The 17,593-nt window shown below is 42.2% G+C and carries 20 protein-coding genes; 19 read left to right on the top strand and 1 reads right to left on the bottom strand.

The window, feature by feature from the left end:
* The first annotated feature begins 46 nt into the window (after positions 1–46).
* The 6 genes from ACYQ3A_RS02810 to ACYQ3A_RS02785 all read left to right on the top strand — a co-directional run bounded on the left by ACYQ3A_RS02810 (position 47) and on the right by ACYQ3A_RS02785 (position 7,461).
* Positions 47–1,381, top strand: coding sequence for a multiheme c-type cytochrome (locus ACYQ3A_RS02810; RefSeq protein WP_459895483.1), 1,335 nt, complete (start codon positions 47–49; stop codon positions 1,379–1,381).
* Between the two features lie 214 nt (positions 1,382–1,595).
* Complete coding sequence (gene rpsO / locus ACYQ3A_RS02805) at positions 1,596–1,865, top strand: 30S ribosomal protein S15 (RefSeq protein ID WP_459895482.1); 270 nt, start codon at positions 1,596–1,598, stop codon at positions 1,863–1,865.
* A gap of 299 nt (positions 1,866–2,164) precedes the next feature.
* The gene (locus tag ACYQ3A_RS02800; protein WP_459895481.1) at positions 2,165–4,303 is read left to right on the top strand and encodes a polyribonucleotide nucleotidyltransferase; all 2,139 of its coding nucleotides are present in this window, start codon (positions 2,165–2,167) and stop codon (positions 4,301–4,303) included.
* Positions 4,296–5,150 (top strand): dUTP diphosphatase, encoded by an 855-nt coding sequence (locus ACYQ3A_RS02795; RefSeq protein WP_459895479.1) that lies wholly within the window; start codon positions 4,296–4,298, stop codon positions 5,148–5,150. Before ACYQ3A_RS02800 ends, ACYQ3A_RS02795 begins: the two co-directional genes overlap by 8 nt.
* 9 nt (positions 5,151–5,159) lie before the next feature.
* Positions 5,160–5,867 carry a rhomboid family intramembrane serine protease gene (locus tag ACYQ3A_RS02790; protein WP_459895477.1) on the top strand — a complete coding sequence of 236 codons (708 nt, stop codon included), beginning with the start codon at positions 5,160–5,162 and terminating at the stop codon, positions 5,865–5,867.
* 55 nt (positions 5,868–5,922) lie between these two features.
* Entirely contained in the window at positions 5,923–7,461 is a 1,539-nt protein-coding gene (locus tag ACYQ3A_RS02785) for a 2-isopropylmalate synthase (RefSeq protein ID WP_459895476.1), read from the top strand.
* On the opposite strand, the gene ACYQ3A_RS02780 is transcribed toward ACYQ3A_RS02785, so the two are convergent.
* Positions 7,458–8,507, bottom strand: a complete 1,050-nt coding sequence (locus ACYQ3A_RS02780) for a GGDEF domain-containing protein (protein ID WP_459895475.1) — start codon at positions 8,505–8,507, stop codon at positions 7,458–7,460. The genes ACYQ3A_RS02785 and ACYQ3A_RS02780 overlap by 4 nt on opposite strands.
* Positions 8,508–8,670: 163 nt before the next feature.
* Here ACYQ3A_RS02780 and rpsL point away from each other — a divergent pair, with 163 nt between their 5' ends.
* The 13 genes from rpsL (at position 8,671) to rplP (ending at position 17,593) form a co-directional block, all read left to right on the top strand.
* A complete protein-coding gene (rpsL, locus tag ACYQ3A_RS02775; protein ID WP_013637806.1) occupies positions 8,671–9,051 on the top strand; it encodes a 30S ribosomal protein S12 in 381 nt (126 codons plus the stop codon).
* A 16-nt stretch (positions 9,052–9,067) separates the two neighbouring features.
* Positions 9,068–9,538, top strand: coding sequence for a 30S ribosomal protein S7 (gene rpsG / locus ACYQ3A_RS02770; protein WP_013637807.1), 471 nt, complete (start codon positions 9,068–9,070; stop codon positions 9,536–9,538).
* Positions 9,539–9,562: 24 nt separating this feature from the next.
* On the top strand, positions 9,563–11,662 hold the full coding sequence (gene fusA, locus ACYQ3A_RS02765) for an elongation factor G (RefSeq protein WP_459895473.1): 2,100 nt from the start codon (positions 9,563–9,565) through the stop codon (positions 11,660–11,662).
* Between the two features lie 128 nt (positions 11,663–11,790).
* Positions 11,791–12,987, top strand: coding sequence for an elongation factor Tu (gene tuf / locus ACYQ3A_RS02760; RefSeq protein WP_459895471.1), 1,197 nt, complete (start codon positions 11,791–11,793; stop codon positions 12,985–12,987).
* A 14-nt stretch (positions 12,988–13,001) separates the two neighbouring features.
* The gene (rpsJ, locus tag ACYQ3A_RS02755) at positions 13,002–13,313 is read left to right on the top strand and encodes a 30S ribosomal protein S10 (RefSeq protein ID WP_132525551.1); all 312 of its coding nucleotides are present in this window, start codon (positions 13,002–13,004) and stop codon (positions 13,311–13,313) included.
* Between the two features lie 15 nt (positions 13,314–13,328).
* Positions 13,329–13,952 carry a 50S ribosomal protein L3 gene (rplC, locus tag ACYQ3A_RS02750; protein ID WP_459895469.1) on the top strand — a complete coding sequence of 208 codons (624 nt, stop codon included), beginning with the start codon at positions 13,329–13,331 and terminating at the stop codon, positions 13,950–13,952.
* A gap of 10 nt (positions 13,953–13,962) precedes the next feature.
* On the top strand, positions 13,963–14,589 hold the full coding sequence (gene rplD / locus ACYQ3A_RS02745) for a 50S ribosomal protein L4 (RefSeq protein WP_459895468.1): 627 nt from the start codon (positions 13,963–13,965) through the stop codon (positions 14,587–14,589).
* On the top strand, positions 14,586–14,909 hold the full coding sequence (rplW, locus tag ACYQ3A_RS02740; RefSeq protein ID WP_459895467.1) for a 50S ribosomal protein L23: 324 nt from the start codon (positions 14,586–14,588) through the stop codon (positions 14,907–14,909). Before rplD ends, rplW begins: the two co-directional genes overlap by 4 nt.
* Positions 14,910–14,923: 14 nt before the next feature.
* On the top strand, positions 14,924–15,748 hold the full coding sequence (rplB, locus tag ACYQ3A_RS02735) for a 50S ribosomal protein L2 (protein WP_459895466.1): 825 nt from the start codon (positions 14,924–14,926) through the stop codon (positions 15,746–15,748).
* Between the two features lie 9 nt (positions 15,749–15,757).
* The gene (gene rpsS / locus ACYQ3A_RS02730; RefSeq protein WP_013637814.1) at positions 15,758–16,042 is read left to right on the top strand and encodes a 30S ribosomal protein S19; all 285 of its coding nucleotides are present in this window, start codon (positions 15,758–15,760) and stop codon (positions 16,040–16,042) included.
* A gap of 13 nt (positions 16,043–16,055) precedes the next feature.
* On the top strand, positions 16,056–16,451 hold the full coding sequence (gene rplV, locus ACYQ3A_RS02725; RefSeq protein ID WP_459895464.1) for a 50S ribosomal protein L22: 396 nt from the start codon (positions 16,056–16,058) through the stop codon (positions 16,449–16,451).
* Between the two features lie 12 nt (positions 16,452–16,463).
* On the top strand, positions 16,464–17,162 hold the full coding sequence (gene rpsC / locus ACYQ3A_RS02720) for a 30S ribosomal protein S3 (RefSeq protein ID WP_459895463.1): 699 nt from the start codon (positions 16,464–16,466) through the stop codon (positions 17,160–17,162).
* Positions 17,163–17,164: 2 nt separating this feature from the next.
* The gene (gene rplP / locus ACYQ3A_RS02715; protein ID WP_459895461.1) at positions 17,165–17,593 is read left to right on the top strand and encodes a 50S ribosomal protein L16; all 429 of its coding nucleotides are present in this window, start codon (positions 17,165–17,167) and stop codon (positions 17,591–17,593) included.

The following is a 17,593-nucleotide window of genomic DNA, read 5'->3' as shown; positions in this document are numbered from 1 at the left end:
CTTGTTTGGAATATATCATTTTTAAATCTATTAGGAGGAGGGAATTATGATTAGAAAACTTCTTTTGATGTCGGCAGTCGTCGGGGGGATGTTGCTTTCTCAACCTGCTCTTGCGAAGAGCAACTGTATATCCTGTCATGAGAAAGTAACTCCGGGTATTGTTAAACAGTTTCTCTCCGGGAAAATGGGACACAAGGGAGTTGACTGTTCAGCCTGTCACGGCTCCGAGCACATGACAAATACCGACTATAAAAAAGCAAAAATGCCAACTCCAGAAACGTGTAAAAGGTGTCATCCAAAACAAGTGGAACAGTTTAAAGCTGGTAAACACGATCTTGGTTGGATAGCTTTCAATGCTATGCCTATGGTTTCCCATCAACCGTTTGCAATTGTAGGGGATGGGTATAAAGGATGTTCTGGATGCCATAAGATAGGAGCAAAACCACCAGCTGAGATGGCGCATTACAGGTACGGAAATGCTCAATGTGACGCATGCCATACAAGACATAAATTCAGCAAGGAAGAAGCTCTTTCCCCAAGGGCTTGTTCTAACTGCCATATGGGATTTGACCATCCTCAGTGGGAAATGTATATGTCCTCAAAGCACGGAATTATCTGGGATATAGACGGCAAGAAACCCAATGGTAGAGCCCCGACCTGTCAATATTGTCATATGCCAAACGGAGACCACAATGTTGTTGCTCCATGGGGATTCCTTGCCCTTAGAATACCTACGAAAGAGAATGTTCTGGCTTTAATAAAAGTTGCTCCAAACCTTGAGAAGCAGTTAAGGTCACTGGCTGAGAAACTTCCTTCTGGACACTATATAGACCTTGATGATGATCCTCAATGGACCTTTGACAGAGCTATAATACTGCAGGCGATAGGTGTACTTGATGAAAACCTTCAACCGACAGAAAGGTTTAACGTTGTTTTAAAAGCAAGACTTGTTAGAGGACCTGAAGAGTTTAACAAGCTCAGGAAGAAGATGAAGAATCTTTGTTACACATGCCACTCTAAGCCTTACATTGATAAGCAGTTTGTGGCGGCAGACGAAATAATTAAGAATGCAGACCACGAATTTGCGAAAGCTATCCAAGCTGTTCAAGGACTTTACAGGGATGGAATTCTCAAGAAACCTGAGGGATGGAAGTATGCACCAGACATACTGCAGTTCTACGATTCTAAGAACTCTCTTGATCAAAAGCTTTACCTTATATTCCTTGAATACAAACAGAGAGCATTCCAGGGAGCCTTCCACATAAGTAACGATTACATGCACTGGTATGGTTGGGCTCCGTTGAAGGAAACAGTAACTGAAATTCTTGAGAAAGCTAAGGAGCTCCGAGAATTTCACGAGCTTAAAAAAGAAGTAAAATAGATTCCTGTTGCGGGCTTTAAGCCCGCAACATTAACAAACCAGAGACCTTATTCTATTTTCTTTCGACAAGTAGTTTAAGCTGTTAAGCTTGGTTATTCCTTTTTAGAAGTTTTCTAATACCTTTTGGAAAACCACTTTACAAGTTGACGTCTCTTTGCTAAATTTCTTCTTGCCTTTTGCCACCGGTGAAACAGTATATGAGGAGGTTGCCTTAATGCCAGTAGATAAGGATGTTAAGCAGGAAATTATTAAGAAGTACGGGTTCCACGAGAAGGATACAGGTTCTCCAGAGGTTCAGATTGCAATTCTTACAGAGAGAATTAAGAACCTGACAGAACATTTCAAAGTTCACAAGCACGACAACAACAACAAGAGAGCTCTTCAAAGACTCGTTGGTAGAAGAAAGAAGCTTCTCAAGTACCTCAAAGAGAAGGACTTCAATAGATACCAGAATATTGTTCTCAAGCTCGGTCTTAGAAAATAATCCTCTGGAGGCGTTCTGCCTCCGTTTACTTTACATAGATAATCTCTCCACAAACACTCCTGCTGATCTAACTTTAGCTTCAGAGATTTGGTTGTATACCCAGAAAAGTTTTTCTTTTAACTTCCTACCCCTTTATCAATTGGGAAATACAGAAACTTTCCTTTCTTGAAGGGGACTGGGGGATTTAGCATTTATAGAATAAACTACCGGAGATTTGTGTCAGGTTAGATTGTGTTATCATTTTGCCAGAATCGATTTTGTTTTCTAAGTTTAACTTCAACAAAATTTGGAGGGTAAAAATGTCTATATCTGAAGTTGCTGGAGAGGTTGGTGGAAGACCTCTTAGATTTCAAACGGGAAAGGTTGCCAAGCAGGCTGATGGTGCCGTTATCGTTTCTCAGGGTGATACAAAGGTTCTCGTTACTGCTGTTATGAGCGATGAACCGAGGGAGGATGTTGATTTCTTTCCTCTCCTCGTTGAGTATAGAGAGAGAGCTTATGCTGCAGGAAAAATTCCTGGAGGATTTGTAAAGAGAGAAGGAAAACCTTCTGATGAAGAGGTTCTTAAATCAAGAGTTATTGACCGTTCAATAAGACCTATATTCCCCAAGGGTTTCAGGAACGATGTTCAGATTGTAGCTTTTGTCATTTCTGCTGATCAGGAAAACGATCCTGCGGTTCTTGCAATAAATGGTGCCTCAGCAGCTCTTCACATTTCAAGAATCCCTTTTGAAAAGCCTGTGGGTGCTGTAAGAGTTGCAAGGGTTAATGGAGAGTTTGTGATAAATCCTTCTTACGAACAGCAACAGGAAGCAGATATAAACCTTGTTGTTTCTGGAACTGAAGATGCTGTTGTAATGGTTGAGGGTGGAGCAAAAGAGGTTCCAGAGGAAGAAATTCTGGATGCCATAGAGCTTGCCCACGAAGAGATTAAGAGATCCATAAAGGTTCAAGAGGAGCTCAGAAACCTTGCTGGTAAGGAGAAGTATGAGTTCATTGCTCCATCCCTTGATGATGATACAAAGGCGAAGATTGAGAAATGGGTCTTTGAGAGAATTGAGCCAATTATTACGATTCCTGATAAACATGAAAGGCGTGAGAAGTTAAGAGAGCTCAGGGAGCTTATGTTTATTGAGCTCAATATTCCTGAAGAAGAGCAAGCTCTTGCAAAAGAAGCTTTTGCCGAAGCTGAGAAGAAGTTTGTAAGGCAACTGGTTCTTGAAAGAGGTGTCAGGATTGACGGCAGGAAGCCCGATGAGATCAGACCTATCTCCATAGAAGTTGGACTTCTTCCAAGAGCTCACGGTTCAGCTCTCTTTACAAGAGGTCAAACACAGGCTCTTGTTACAACTACACTTGGAACACCGGAAGAGTACCAGCTTGTTGAAGGTTTGATGCCTGAAGAGCAGAAGAGATTTATCCTTCACTACAACTTCCCGCCGTTCTGCGTGGGAGAAATTGCACCTCTGAGAGGGCCAGGAAGAAGGGAAATCGGTCATGGAGCTCTGGCAGAGAGAGCACTTGCTCCTGTTATCCCTGATGAAGAGGAATTCCCATATGTCATAAGGGTCGTCTCAGATATTCTTGAATCGAATGGATCTTCTTCAATGGCAACCGTCTGCGGTGGTAGTCTCTCATTGATGGATGCAGGTGTGCCTATAAAAGCTCAGGTTGCTGGTATTGCGATGGGTCTCATCATGGAAGGCGATAAATTTGTAGTTCTTTCCGACATTCTTGGAGATGAAGACCACCTTGGAGATATGGATTTTAAAGTTGCTGGAACAAGAAAGGGTGTTACTGCAATCCAGATGGATCTGAAGGTTAAAGGAATAAGCCGTGATGTTCTCTCAAAAGCTCTTGCTCAGGCGAGAGAAGGAAGGATGTACATCCTCGATAAGATGGATTCTGTGATCTCTAAACCAAGAGAAGAAGTTTCGCCATTTGCACCAAGGATTGTTTCAACAAGAATTGAGCCTGAGAAGTCTAGAGACCTTATAGGACCTTCAGGAAAGACAATTAAGACGATCATTGAAAAAACGGGAGTTAAGATAACTATTAAAGAGGATGGAACTGTTCTGGTTTCTGCTCCATCAGAAGAGGCGGCAGCTCAAGCTCTGAAAATGATAGAAGATGTTACAAGGGATTTGGCAATTGGAAATACTTATCTTGGAAAAGTTACAAGGGTTGAAAACTACGGAGCGTTTGTAGAGCTTGCTCCAGGAAAAGTAGGTCTCATCCACATTTCAAAGCTTCCTCCTGAAGTAAGAGAGAACATTTTTGAGAATATCAAAGTTTCAGACGTTATTCCAGTTAAGATTATTGAGTTTGATCAGATGGGAAGACCAAAACTCAGCCGTATAGACGTTACTCCAGAGGAGGAAAAAAGGCTGAGAGAACAGGGTGGATTCTACGCTGAGCCGGAGAGGTGTAATGAGTAACTGGGCTGCTGGTTGGGTTTACTCGAAAGGTTTGACATTGGAATTTGACGATAGATTCTTAGATGTTGCTGTTAAGATTTACAGCTACTCTAAGGGAAAGCTTGAAAAGAGAGGAAACAGATTTTTCCTCTCTCTCCATTCCTATCCTGAGGTTAAGGAAATTGACCTCTCATTTGTGAGGGGTGTTTTTGAATCTTCTGGAAGCTGGGGAAGTAAAACTGTTTTTGTTCCTTTTGTTGAGAAATTTAAACAGGAGATGAAAGAGCTTTTTTCCGGTTTTTCTCCAGTTTTTACAGAAGATGGAGTTTTTCTTACCGGTGAAAGTGCCGATCTCTTCATTCATTCTCTTTACGATGAAGACACAGAAGAGAGATCGGAATTCTTCTTTGAAAGATATTTGTCAATGCTCACTGGAGAGGTATGGGAGAGAAAATCTTTTAAGGTTTCTCTCGAAGAAGGAGCTATTGCACCATTTAAGAAGAGAATTTCTGACAGCGGTTGGGATTTGCACCTTGTAAAATTGATAAAGAAAGAAGGGAATCTTTACTTTTTCGATACAGGTGTAAGAGTTGCTCCACCGCCAGGTTTCTACTTTGACCTTGTTCCAAGGTCTTCTATCTACAAAAGCGGTTTTGTCCTTGCAAATTCTGTTGGAATAATAGATATGACCTACAGAGGAACGATAAAAGTTCCGCTCATAAAAGTTGATTCTTCAAAACCTGACCCAGAACTTCCTTGGAGAGCGGTTCAGCTGATTCCAAGGAGATTTTTCCCCCTCGAAGTTGAACTCTCAACTTCCCTTGATAGGACAATCAGGGGGGAAGGAGGGTTTGGAAGTACAGGTTAGAGGTGAGAGTTGATACCGATAAAAGATATCAATCCAAGCAGTACTGCTCCAGTTGTGACGATTTTTATCATTATTATTTGTTCGCTTGTATTCATCTATGAGCTTATGCTTGGTCCTTACAATGAACTTTTTCTTAGAATGTTTGGGGTCATTCCCTATGAAATTGTTAGTGGTGTGGATATTCCACCACCAGATCCGCTTACACCCTATGGCAATTTAGTTTCCTACCAATATCTCCATGGAGGTTTTCTCCACATATTTGGTAATCTGCTTTTCCTCTGGGTTTTTGGAGACAATGTTGAGGACTATTTTGGAAAGTTGAAGTACTTTATTTTCTACACTCTCTGTGGAATAATAGCTGCTCTTATACAAGTTGCAGTTTATCCCGATTCAAACATTCCCCTTATTGGGGCATCTGGTGCCATAAGTGGCGTTTTAGGGGCCTATATGCTTCTCTTTCCAAGGGCTGGAATTGTTACTTTAATCTTTATCTTTTTCTTCATAGATGTTGTAATTCTTCCTGCAGCAGTCTGGATAGCTATCTGGTTTTTCATTCAGTTTGCAAGTGCTCTTGTTTCAATCAACCACTTGGCAATGGGAGGAGTTGCTTGGTTTGCCCATATTGGTGGTTTCTTGGCAGGGGTTGCTCTTACTGTCCTGATTGGTCCCCGTAAGGGAAAAGAGAGAGAAAAAGAAATTTTTGGGTTGAAATATTAAATGGAAGAAAATAGCTTTAATGTAGTTGCAAACTGTTTGCAATAAGGAGGAAGCTTTGGAAAAGGAAAAGCTTTACATATTTGATACCACTTTAAGAGATGGAGAACAGACTGCTGGAGTTAACTTAACTGTTGAGGAGAAGGTTCAAATAGCAAAGCAACTTGAAAGGTTAGGGGTTGACGTAATAGAAGCTGGTTTTGCAATAAGTTCTCCAGCAGATTTTGAGGCGATTCAGAGGATCTCTAAGGAAGTTAAAAAGTCAACCATCTGTTCACTTGCAAGGGCTGTTGAAGCTGATATTAGAACTGCCTGGGATGCACTGAAAGAGGCTGAAAAGCCCAGAATTCACACCTTTATTGCTACATCTGATATTCACCTCAAGTACAAACTGAAGATGACGAGGGAAGAAGCTTTAAGGAGAGCTGTTGAGGCTGTAAGACTTATTCAGGATGTAAGTGAGGGAAGGGCAGAAGTAGAGTTTTCTGCTGAGGATGCTGGAAGGACAGATCTCAAGTATCTCTATGAAGTTCTTGAAGCCGTTATTGAAGCGGGAGCTAAGGTTGTAAACATTCCAGATACTGTTGGTTATGCTATTCCTGATGAGTGGTATGAGAAGATTCTCTCAATTAAGAAAAACGTTCCAAACATAGATAAGGCAATAATCAGCGTTCACTGTCATAATGATCTTGGCCTTGCAACTGCAAACTCTTTGATGGCTGTTAAAGCCGGGGCGAGACAGGTTGAATGTACTGTTAACGGCATCGGCGAAAGAGCTGGGAATGCTGCAATGGAAGAGATTGTTATGGCAATAAATGTAAGACCTGATCAGTTTTCAGTCTATACAGATATAGATACAACTCAGATCTATAGGACTTCTCAGCTTGTAAGCAGATTAACCGGAATGATGATTGCAAGGAACAAGCCAATTGTTGGTGAGAATGCTTTTGCTCATGAATCTGGAATTCACCAGCATGGGGTTCTTGCAAAGAGAGAAACCTATGAAATCATGAAGCCTGAGGATATTGGTCTTAAAGAATCAAAAATTGTTCTTGGAAAACACTCTGGAAGACATGCCTTTAAGAAGAAGCTTGAGGAAATGGGAATTTTACTTTCTGATGAGCAACTTGAGGAAGCTTTTAGAAAGTTTAAAGAATTGGCATCTCGTAAGAAGGAAATTTATGACGTTGATATTGAACTTATCGTTGAAGGTCTTGATGGAGAAAAAGAGAAAAGGTTTGAGCTCATTTACAACCAGGCTGTTAGTGGAGAAGGGATTATTCCTTCTGCAACTGTGAAAATAAAGACTCCTGAAGGAGAGAAATTAGGTCTTGCAGTTGGAAATGGTCCAGTAGATGCGACTTATAAAGCCATTAAAAATGCTCTTGGTCTTAATGATGAAATTCAGTTAAGAGATTTTAAAATACGAGCGATGACTGCTGGAACAGATGCCCTTGCAGAGGTTTATGTAACAATTGAAGGTGATGGTAGAAGAGTAAGCGGTAGGGGAGTTGATTCAGATATCGTGAGAGCTTCAGCTCTGGCTTTCCTTGAAGCTCTCAATAGGTTAGAAAGGAGGAAGTCAAAGAACAGTTAAATGCGTGAGTTTTTGACTTGAGGGAAGTTAAAGATTTTGGAGTTATTGTTTCTCTTTGTGTTTTTCCTCCTGTACATTTCCATATCTGCAAGATGAATCGCATCGCTTATGCTTATAGCATCATCTGGAATTACAGATATTCCATAACTGATGGAGATGTCAAACATCGCAAGGGCTTTTTCTATTTTCCTTTTTAAATCCTCTAATTTTTCTTCAATTTCTTTTTTGTTAAATCTTTCTCTTCTTAAAAATACAAGAAACTCATCTCCTCCAATTCTTGCAACGTAATTTCCTGCAAAATGTGAAGAGATTACATCTGCAACGACTTTAAGAACTTCATCTCCTCTGCGGTGTCCGTAATTGTCATTTACTTCTTTAAAGTTATCAAGATCAATGTAGATAATTATTGCTTTTTCGTTCTTTTGTTTGGTTACTTTCTCGGTTTCATTTTCAAGAAGCTTAAAGATATAGCCTCTATTAAAAAGACCTGTAAGGGCATCATACGCCGCAAGCTTCATTACCAGTTTTGTATCTTCGTCAAGTTTTCTACTGTACAGATGGAGGAAAACTCCTATAGCGGTGTAAGGAGCAAGGGCTAAAAGCAATTCTTGGTAGGAGTAGGCGATTTTCAAAAATCCAATACCGCTTACTACGGCTGTGAGAATTATAATAACCTGAAGTAGTATCTTCCAGATGATAGCCTTTTCAGTTTGAAGAATAGAAGACGCAATGATAGGAAACGTAAATGTCCAGAATATTCCTGTTCTTTCAGTACCACCATTAATAATAAGTCCCAGGATTATTACTATTGTAAGTGTGAGCATCAGTTCCCTGAAGTAGTTTTTAATCTTACCCTTTATGTAAAGGAAAAAGAGTACAAACCAAACTGTACCTATGCCAAATTCAAAAAGTGCCATACCAGCTTCGCCCTTCATAGAATGAATAAGAGTAAAGAACATGAGGAGGGCAATAGCAATAATAGAAATTATCCAGGCGTTTCTTTCCTTGAAGTCTTTTACACTATTAATATGAAGTGGTGGTTTCATGATTCCCCTCTTCATTATATTAAAGAGAAATATCATGGCGAGGATTATAACACGTTTTTTTTTATGAATCTTGACTTTTGAGCGTCAAAGCTTATTCTCCTCCTTGACAAACTCTTTTCTGTTTGCTTATATTCAACCGCCAAACTAAAGTAGGAGGAGTAGTATGCCCACAATTAACCAGCTTGTTAGGAAGGGGCGTGAGAAGAAGGTAAAGCGCTCCAAGGCACCGGCTCTTCAGGGTAACCCTCAAAAGCGTGGTGTCTGTGTAAGGGTTTTCACAACTACACCTAAGAAGCCAAACTCTGCTCTTCGTAAGGTTGCAAGGGTAAGGCTCTCTAACGGTATTGAGGTGACTGCCTATATTCCAGGAATTGGACACAACCTTCAGGAACACTCTGTTGTTCTTGTAAGGGGTGGAAGGGTTAAAGACCTTCCAGGTGTTCGTTACAAGATTATCCGTGGAGCTCTTGACGCTGCAGGAGTAGAAGGTAGAAAACAGTCAAGATCTAAGTACGGAACTAAAAGACCTAAGGAGAAAAAATAATTAGGAGAGGAAGGACATGCCAAGGAAAGGACCAGTTCCACCAAGAGAAATTCTTCCTGACCCGGTCTATGGAGATAAGCTTGTTGCAAAGCTTATCAACAAGGTTATGAAGGACGGTAAGAAGAGTAAAGCTGAAAAGATCGTTTATGGTGCTTTTGACATCATCAAAGAGAAGCTTGGAGAAGATCCACTTGCAGTATTCCACAAGGCTGTAGAAAACGTAAAACCTATTATGGAAGTACGTCCACGCCGTGTTGGTGGTGCCACATATCAGGTACCAATGGAAGTAAGACCAGAAAGACAGATTCACCTTGCACTTAAGTGGATCGTGGACGCTGCACGTGCTCGTTCTGAGCGCGGAATGGTAAACAAACTTGCAAATGAACTGATTGATGCCTACAACGAAAGGGGCGGAGCGTTCAAGAAGAAGGAAGATACCCACAAGATGGCAGAAGCAAACAAAGCTTTTGCTCACTACAGGTGGTAAGTAACACGATCGTAGGAGGCTAAATTGAGCAAGCAAGCAGCTGTAAAGCAGATTAAAGTTCCTCTTGAAAGAGTTAGGAACATTGGAATTATTGCCCATATTGACGCCGGTAAAACAACAACTACTGAGCGTATTCTCTACTATACAGGTAGGATTCACAAGATCGGCGAGGTTCACGAAGGCGCTGCAGAAATGGACTGGATGGAGCAGGAGAAGGAAAGAGGTATTACAATTACCTCTGCTACAACGACCTGCTTCTGGAAAGACCATAGGATTAACATCGTTGATACTCCTGGACACGTTGACTTTACAATCGAAGTTGAACGTTCTCTCAGGGTTCTTGATGGTGCTGTAACAATTCTCTGTTCTGTTGGTGGTGTTCAGCCTCAGACAGAGACTGTCTGGAGACAGGCTGATAAGTACGGTGTTCCAAGAATTATCTTCGTTAACAAAATGGACAGAATTGGTGCGGACTTCTTCAAAGTTGTAGCTGACGTTGAGGAGAAGCTTGGAGCAAAACCTGTTCCTCTTCAAATCCCAGTAGGTGCTGAAGATGAGTTTAAGGGTGTTGTTGACCTTATTACTATGAAAGCAATCATCTGGGAAGAGGAAACCCTTGGTGCCAAGTTCCACTACGAGGAGATTCCAGAGGATCTCAAGGATCTGGCTGAAGAATACAGAGAGAAGATGATTGAGGCGCTTGCTGATGTTGATGAAGAGATTATGATGAAATACCTTGAAGGTGAAGAAATATCTGAAGAAGAAATTAGGCAGGCTATAAGGAAAGGTACGATTGAACTTAAATTCTTCCCAATGCTCTGCGGTTCAGCATTTAAAAACAAAGGTGTTCAGCCACTCCTTGATGCAGTAGTTGATTACCTTCCATCACCTCTTGATGTTCCTCCAATTAAAGGAATTAATCCAAAAACTGGAGAGGAAGAAGAAAGACACGCGTCTTACGAAGAGCCTTTTGCAGCACTTGCATTTAAGATTCTTACAGACCCATATGTTGGTCAGCTAACTTTCATTAGGGTTTACTCAGGTTTAATGGAATCTGGTTCTTATGTTTACAACGCTACAAGAGACAAGAAAGAAAGACTTGCAAGAATTCTCCGTATGCACGCTAACAAGAGAGAGGAAATTCCAGTTCTTGGTGCTGGAGATATTGCTGCGGCCGTTGGTTTAAGAGAAACCTACACAGGTGATACTCTTTGTGATCCAAACCATCCAATTCTTCTTGAAGCTATGGAATTCCCAGAGCCTGTTATCTCTGTTGCTGTAGAGCCAAAGACAAAGGCAGACCAGGAAAAGCTTTCTCTCGCTCTTCAAAAGCTTGCAAAGGAAGACCCATCTTTCAGGGTTTCAACAGATCATGAGACCGGACAGACAATCATTTCCGGTATGGGTGAGCTTCACCTTGAGATCATCGTTGACAGGCTCAAAAGAGAGTTTAAGGTAGACGTTAACGTGGGAAGGCCTCAAGTTGCTTACAGGGAGACAATCAGAAAAGAGGTTACTTCTGAAGGTAAGTTCATCAAGCAGACAGGTGGTAGAGGTCAGTACGGTCACGTATGGCTCAAGATTGAACCTCTCGAACCAGGTAAGGGATTTGAGTTCTACGAAACAATTAAAGGTGGTGTTGTTCCAAAAGAGTACATTCCGGCTGTTGAGGCAGGTATAAGAGAAGCAATGGAAACTGGTGTTGTTGCCGGTTATCCAATGACAGACATCAAAGTTACTCTCTTTGATGGTTCATACCACGAAGTTGACTCTTCAGAAATGGCATTCAAAATTGCTGGCTCCATTGCCTTTAAGGAAGGTGCTAAGAAGGCAAATCCTGTTCTTCTCGAACCAATCATGGAAGTTGAGGTTACAACTCCTGAAGAGTTCATGGGAGACGTTATTGGTGACCTCAACAAGAGACGTGGTAGAGTTCAGGGAATGGAAGCAAGAGGTAACGCTCAGGTAATCAAAGCCCTCGTTCCACTTGCAGAGATGTTTGGTTACGCTACAGACCTCCGTTCTATGACTCAAGGTAGAGCTACTTACATCATGAAATTCAGCCACTACGAAGAAGTTCCACCAAACGTTGCTGAGCAGATTATTGGAGAAAGAACTAAGTAATTTTGCATAACTTCAAAAAGGGGAGAGTCCACTTAGGGCTTTCCCCTTTACAATTTTTCAATTTGGCATATAATTTTACGCCGCTTGATCTTTAACAAACCAATAAGGAATTTCAGGAGGAATAGACCATGGCAAAGCAAAAGTTTGAAAGGACAAAGCCCCACAAGAACGTGGGAACAATCGGACACGTTGACCACGGAAAGACAACTCTCACAGCAGCAATCACCCACTGTCTCGCTCTTCAAGGAAAGGCTCAAGAAGTAGCCTACGATCAGATCGACAAAGCCCCAGAAGAAAGAGAAAGGGGAATTACAATCGCTACAGCACACGTTGAGTACGAATCTGACAAGTACCACTACGCTCACGTTGACTGTCCCGGACACGCTGACTACATCAAGAACATGATTACTGGTGCTGCTCAGATGGACGGAGCTATCCTCGTTGTATCTGCAGCAGACGGTCCAATGCCACAAACAAGAGAACACGTTCTCCTTGCAAGACAGGTTAACGTTCCATACATCGTAGTATTTCTCAACAAAGTTGACATGGTAGATGACGAAGAACTTCTTGAACTCGTTGAACTTGAAGTAAGGGAACTCCTCAACGAATACGGATTCCCAGGAGATGAAGTACCAGTAATCAGAGGATCTGCTCTCAAAGCTCTCGATTGTACATCACCTGACTGTCCAGACTGTCAACCAATCTACGAACTTGTAAACGCCCTTGATGAATACGTACCTGAGCCAGTAAGAGAAATAGACAAACCATTCCTCATGCCAATCGAAGACGTATTCTCCATTTCTGGTAGGGGAACAGTAGTAACAGGAAGAGTAGAAAGAGGAAAGCTCACAGTAGGAGAAGAAGTAGAGATAGTAGGACTCAGGGAAGAGCCAATCAAGACAGTAGCAACAGGAATTGAAATGTTCAGGAAAGTACTTGACGAAGCACTTCCTGGAGACAACGTAGGAATTCTCCTCAGGGGTGTAGGAAAGGACGAAGTAGAGAGAGGAATGGTAGTAGCCAAGCCTGGCTCAATTAATCCACACAAGAAGTTTAAGGCTGAGGTTTACATTCTCTCCAAGGAAGAAGGAGGAAGACACACACCATTCTTCAACGGATATCAGCCACAGTTTTACTTCAGGACAACAGACGTAACAGGAAAGGTTAAGCTTCCAGAAGGCGTAGAGATGGTAATGCCTGGAGACAACGTTACATTTGAAGTTGAACTTCTCAAGCCAGTAGCTATTGAAGAAGGACTCAGGTTTGCTATCCGTGAGGGTGGTAGAACTGTAGGTGCTGGCGTTGTTACGGAAATTCTTGACTAATAGAGGGGTAGGTAATGGCTCAGGATCGTATAAGAATAAAGTTAACAGCTTATGATCACAGGCTTTTAGATAGATCTGTTCAGGAGATCATCGATACAGTTAAAAGGACTGGTGCTATTGTCGCCGGTCCTATTCCTCTTCCAACAAAGCGCTCCGTTTGGAGTGTAATCAGATCTCCACACAAGTACAAGTACTCACAGGAGCAGTTTGAAATCAGAAGGCACAGAAGACTTCTTGATATTAAAAATCCAAAGCCACAAACCGTGGAAGCTTTGATGGATCTCAAGCTTCCCGCCGGTGTAGATGTAGAGATAAAGCTTGACTAATGAAGAGGTGAAAGGATGAAAGGTATCCTCGGTAGAAAAGTTGGAATGACACAGATTTTCACTGAAGATGGAAAGGCGATTGCCGTTACAGTTATAGAAGCTGGTCCATGTACAGTTGTTCAGAAAAGGACTCCTGAGAGGGATGGATACTCTGCTCTTCAGCTTGGTTTTATGGAAAAGCAAAAGCACGAGAGCAAGTTTCCAAAGCCGCTTCTTGGCCATTTTAAAAAGGCTGGAATTAAGCCAACAAAGTGGCTCAAAGAAGTTAAGTTTGACAACATTGACCAGTACAACATTGGTGACAAGATAACTGTTGAAATCTTCCAGCCTGGTGAGAAGGTAGATATTACTGGAACTTCAAAGGGTAGAGGTTTCGCTGGTTACCACAAGAGACACGGATTTGGCGGTGGTAGAAAATCCCACGGTTCAGACTTCCACGAAGGACCAGGTTCTATCGGTGCCTGTGCTTTCCCTGGTAGAGTTCACAAGGGTAAGAGGATGGCCGGACATTACGGAAACGAGACTGTAACCGTTAAGAACCTTGAAATCGTTGACATTATCCCTGAGAAAAATCTTATCCTCGTTAAAGGTGCGGTTCCAGGACACAAAGGTGGACTTGTTATAGTCAAAGGAAAGTAAGGGGTGAGAAATGGAGATTAAGGTAGTAAATACAGCCAATCAAGAGGTTGGAACAGTTACTATAAAAGATGAAATCGCCAACGCTCCCATAAAGAAACATGCAGTTTGGGAGACTGTTAAGTGGCAACTTGCCAAGCGTAGAAGAGGAACCCACTCCACAAAGACCCGTGGAGAAGTTAGGGGTGGTGGTAGAAAGCCATGGCCTCAGAAGCACACAGGTAGAGCAAGACAGGGTTCCATTAGAGCTCCACAGTGGGTTGGTGGTGGAGTAGTTCACGGTCCAAAGCCAAGGGACTACTACTACCCACTTCCAAAGAAAGTTAGGAAGGTGGCTCTCAGGAGCGTTGTCGCTGGAAGACTTCAGGAAGGAAACGTAATCGTTGTTGAGGACTTTGCTTTTGAAAAGCCCAAGACAAAGCAGGCAATTGAGTTTCTCAAAAACCTTGGACTCGAGAACGAAAAGGTTCTCATTGTTGTTCCAGAACTCGAGGAGAATACATACAAGTCCTTCAGAAATCTTCCGAACGTTAAGCTCCTTGAGATCGAAGGACTCAACGTTTACGATATGCTCTGCTACGACAAGTGCATATTCTTTAAGTCAACCCTACCCAAATTAGAGGAGAGGTTATCGCTATGAGGACTCCCTATGATATAATCCTGCGCCCTGTTATTACAGAGAAGAGTGTAAGACTTGCAAATCTTGAGGTTAAGAGCTCCAAAACCAAGGAGACAAAAAAGATTACAAAGATAACTTTTGAAGTTGCAATGGATGCAACAAAGCCAGAGATCAAGGAAGCAGTAGAGAAGATCTTTGGCGTTAAGGTTGAAAAAGTTAACACTATGATAGTTAAAGGTAAGAGAAAGGGTATTAGATTCCTGAGAGGGAAGAAGAGAGACTGGAAAAAGGCTGTAGTTACCCTCAAGCCAGGATATGAGATCGACCTTGAGAAACTCTAAGAAGGAGTTGAGAAATGGGAATTAAGAAGTTTAAACCATACACGCCATCAAGGCGTTTTATGACTGTCTCAGATTTCTCTGAGATTACGAAGACTGAACCTGAAAAGTCCCTTACAGTTGGTTTTGTAAGGGGAACAGGTAGGAATAACCAGGGTAGAATTACCTGTCGCCATAAAGGTGGTGGACACAAGAGACGTTACAGAATCATAGACTTTAGAAGGAACAAGATTGGAATTCCTGCAAAAGTTGCTGCTATCGAGTACGACCCAAACAGGTCTGCAAGGATTGCTCTTCTCGTTTATGCCGATGGTGAGAAGAGGTACATTCTCTGGCCAGATGGACTCAAGGTTGGTGATACAGTAGTTGCTGGTCCAGACGCTGAAATCAAAGTTGGAAATGCTCTTCCACTGAGGAATATTCCAGTTGGTACAATAGTTCACAACGTTGAGCTTAAGCCAGGTAAAGGTGGACAGCTTGCAAGGTCTGCTGGTTCCTTTGCACAGCTTATGGGTAAGGTTGGAGACTATGCTCAGTTGAGACTTCCATCTGGAGAGCTGAGGCTTGTTCACCTTGATTGTATGGCTACCATTGGACAGGTTGGAAACCTTGACCACGAAAACATCGTTATTGGTAAGGCTGGAAGGTCAAGATGGCTTGGTATCAGACCAACTGTTCGTGGTACAGCGATGAACCCAGTTGATCACCCACACGGTGGTGGTGAAGGTAGAACATTTGGTAAGCATCCTGTTACTCCATGGGGTCAACCTACCAAGGGGTACAAGACAAGGAGAGCCAAGAAGTACTCCGATAAATTCATTATTAAACGCCGTACTAAGTAGGAGGTTTAAATGGGACGTTCACTGAAAAAGGGTCCCTATGTGAACCCTAAGATACTTAAGAAAGTTAGAAAGATGAACGAAACTGGTGAGAAAAAAGTTATTAAGGTATGGGACAGAGCGTGTACAATCGTCCCTGAGTTCATTGGACATACATTTGCCGTTTACAATGGCCAGAAGTTTATTCCTGTTTACGTTACTGAACAGATGGTAGGTCATAAGCTTGGGGAGTTTTCTCTTACAAGAACCTTTAGAGGGCATGCTGGTCAGAAGCAGAAAGTAGCCAAGAAGAAGTAAGGAGAGGTAAACCATGGCAGTTGAGCAGAGAGAATATTACCAACAGGGTGAAAGAGGCTTTGCCACTCCAGAGGAGGCAAGAGCCGTCTGGAGAAGGGCAAGAATGTCTGCCTCTAAGGTTAGACTTGTTATTGATCTCATAAGAGGAAAGCAAGTTGATCAGGCGCTTGCTACGTTAGCAAACAGCCCAAAGAAAGCTGCAAGGATGATTGAGAAGGTTTTAAAGAGTGCTATTGCAAATGCTGAGCAGAAGGGACTTGATCCGGAAGAGCTCATTGTTAAGAGAGCCTATGTTGATGAAGGCCCTACAATGAAAAGGGTTAAGCCCCGTGCTATGGGTAGGGCAAATATTATCAGAAGAAGAACCTGCCACATTACAGTTGTGGTAGGAAAACCTGAATCAAAATAGTGGGGGTAAACCTTGGGACAGAAAGTACATCCTATAGGATTTAGACTTGGAATCACAAAAGATTGGGAATCAAAGTGGGTAGTTAAGGAGAAAGGCAAGTACGTAAACTTTCTCCATGAAGATCTCAGAATCAGAGATCTCATCAAGAAGAAGTACTACCACGCAGGAATTGCGAGAATTGATATTGAAAGGACTCTTGACAAGATCAACATAAGAATCTGGGCTGCAAGACCTGGTCTTCTTATTGCGAGAAAAGGAGCTGAAGTTAAAGCACTCAGAAAGTTTCTTGAAGACCTTACAGGAAAGAGTGTCTACATTAGCATTGAAGAAGTTAAGTATCCACAGCTCAATGCCCAGCTTGTAGCTGAGAACGTTGCTCAGCAGCTAGAGCGCCGTGTGGCGTTCAGGCGTGCAATGAAGAGAGTTATTGCCGATGCAATGAAGGCTGGTGCAAAGGGAATTAAGGTTCAGTGTGCCGGAAGACTTGGTGGCGCCGATATGGCAAGAACTGAATGGTACCGTGAGGGAAGGGTACCGTTGCAGACAATTAGAGCCGACATAGATTATGGCACTGCAATTGCAAAGACAAAATACGGTGTCATCGGTGTTAAGGTTTGGATCTACAAAGGCGACGTCTACAAAGACGAAACTGAAGAGATTCTCAAGAAGATTGAAAAAGAAGTAAAACAAGAGATGGCGAGAGGTGAATAACCATGTTGATGCCAAAGAGAACCAAGTTTAGAAAGCAGCAGAGAGGAAGACTTAAGGGTAAGTCTTACAGAGGTAATACACTTGCGTTTGGAGACTATGGGATTCAAGCCCTTGAACCAGCTTATGTTACAACAAATCAGATTGAAGCTGCAAGGGTTGCTATGACAAGAACTATGAAGAGGGGTGGTAAGGTCTGGATCAGAATCTTCCCTGATAAACCTTACACAAAGAAGCCCCTCGAAACCCGTATGGGTAAGGGTAAAGGTAACGTTGAAACATGGGTTGCAAAAGTTCTTCCTGGGAGAATTATGTTTGAAGTTGCAGGTGTTAGTGAAGAAGTCGCTCTTGAAGCCCTCAGACTTGCTGTTCATAAACTTCCTATGAAGTGTAGAATTGTTAAGAGAGAAGAAACTCCAAAAGGTGAGGAGTAA

This window comes from Desulfurobacterium crinifex, assembly GCF_054656775.1.
This window is presented reverse-complemented; position numbering and strand designations above follow the sequence as displayed.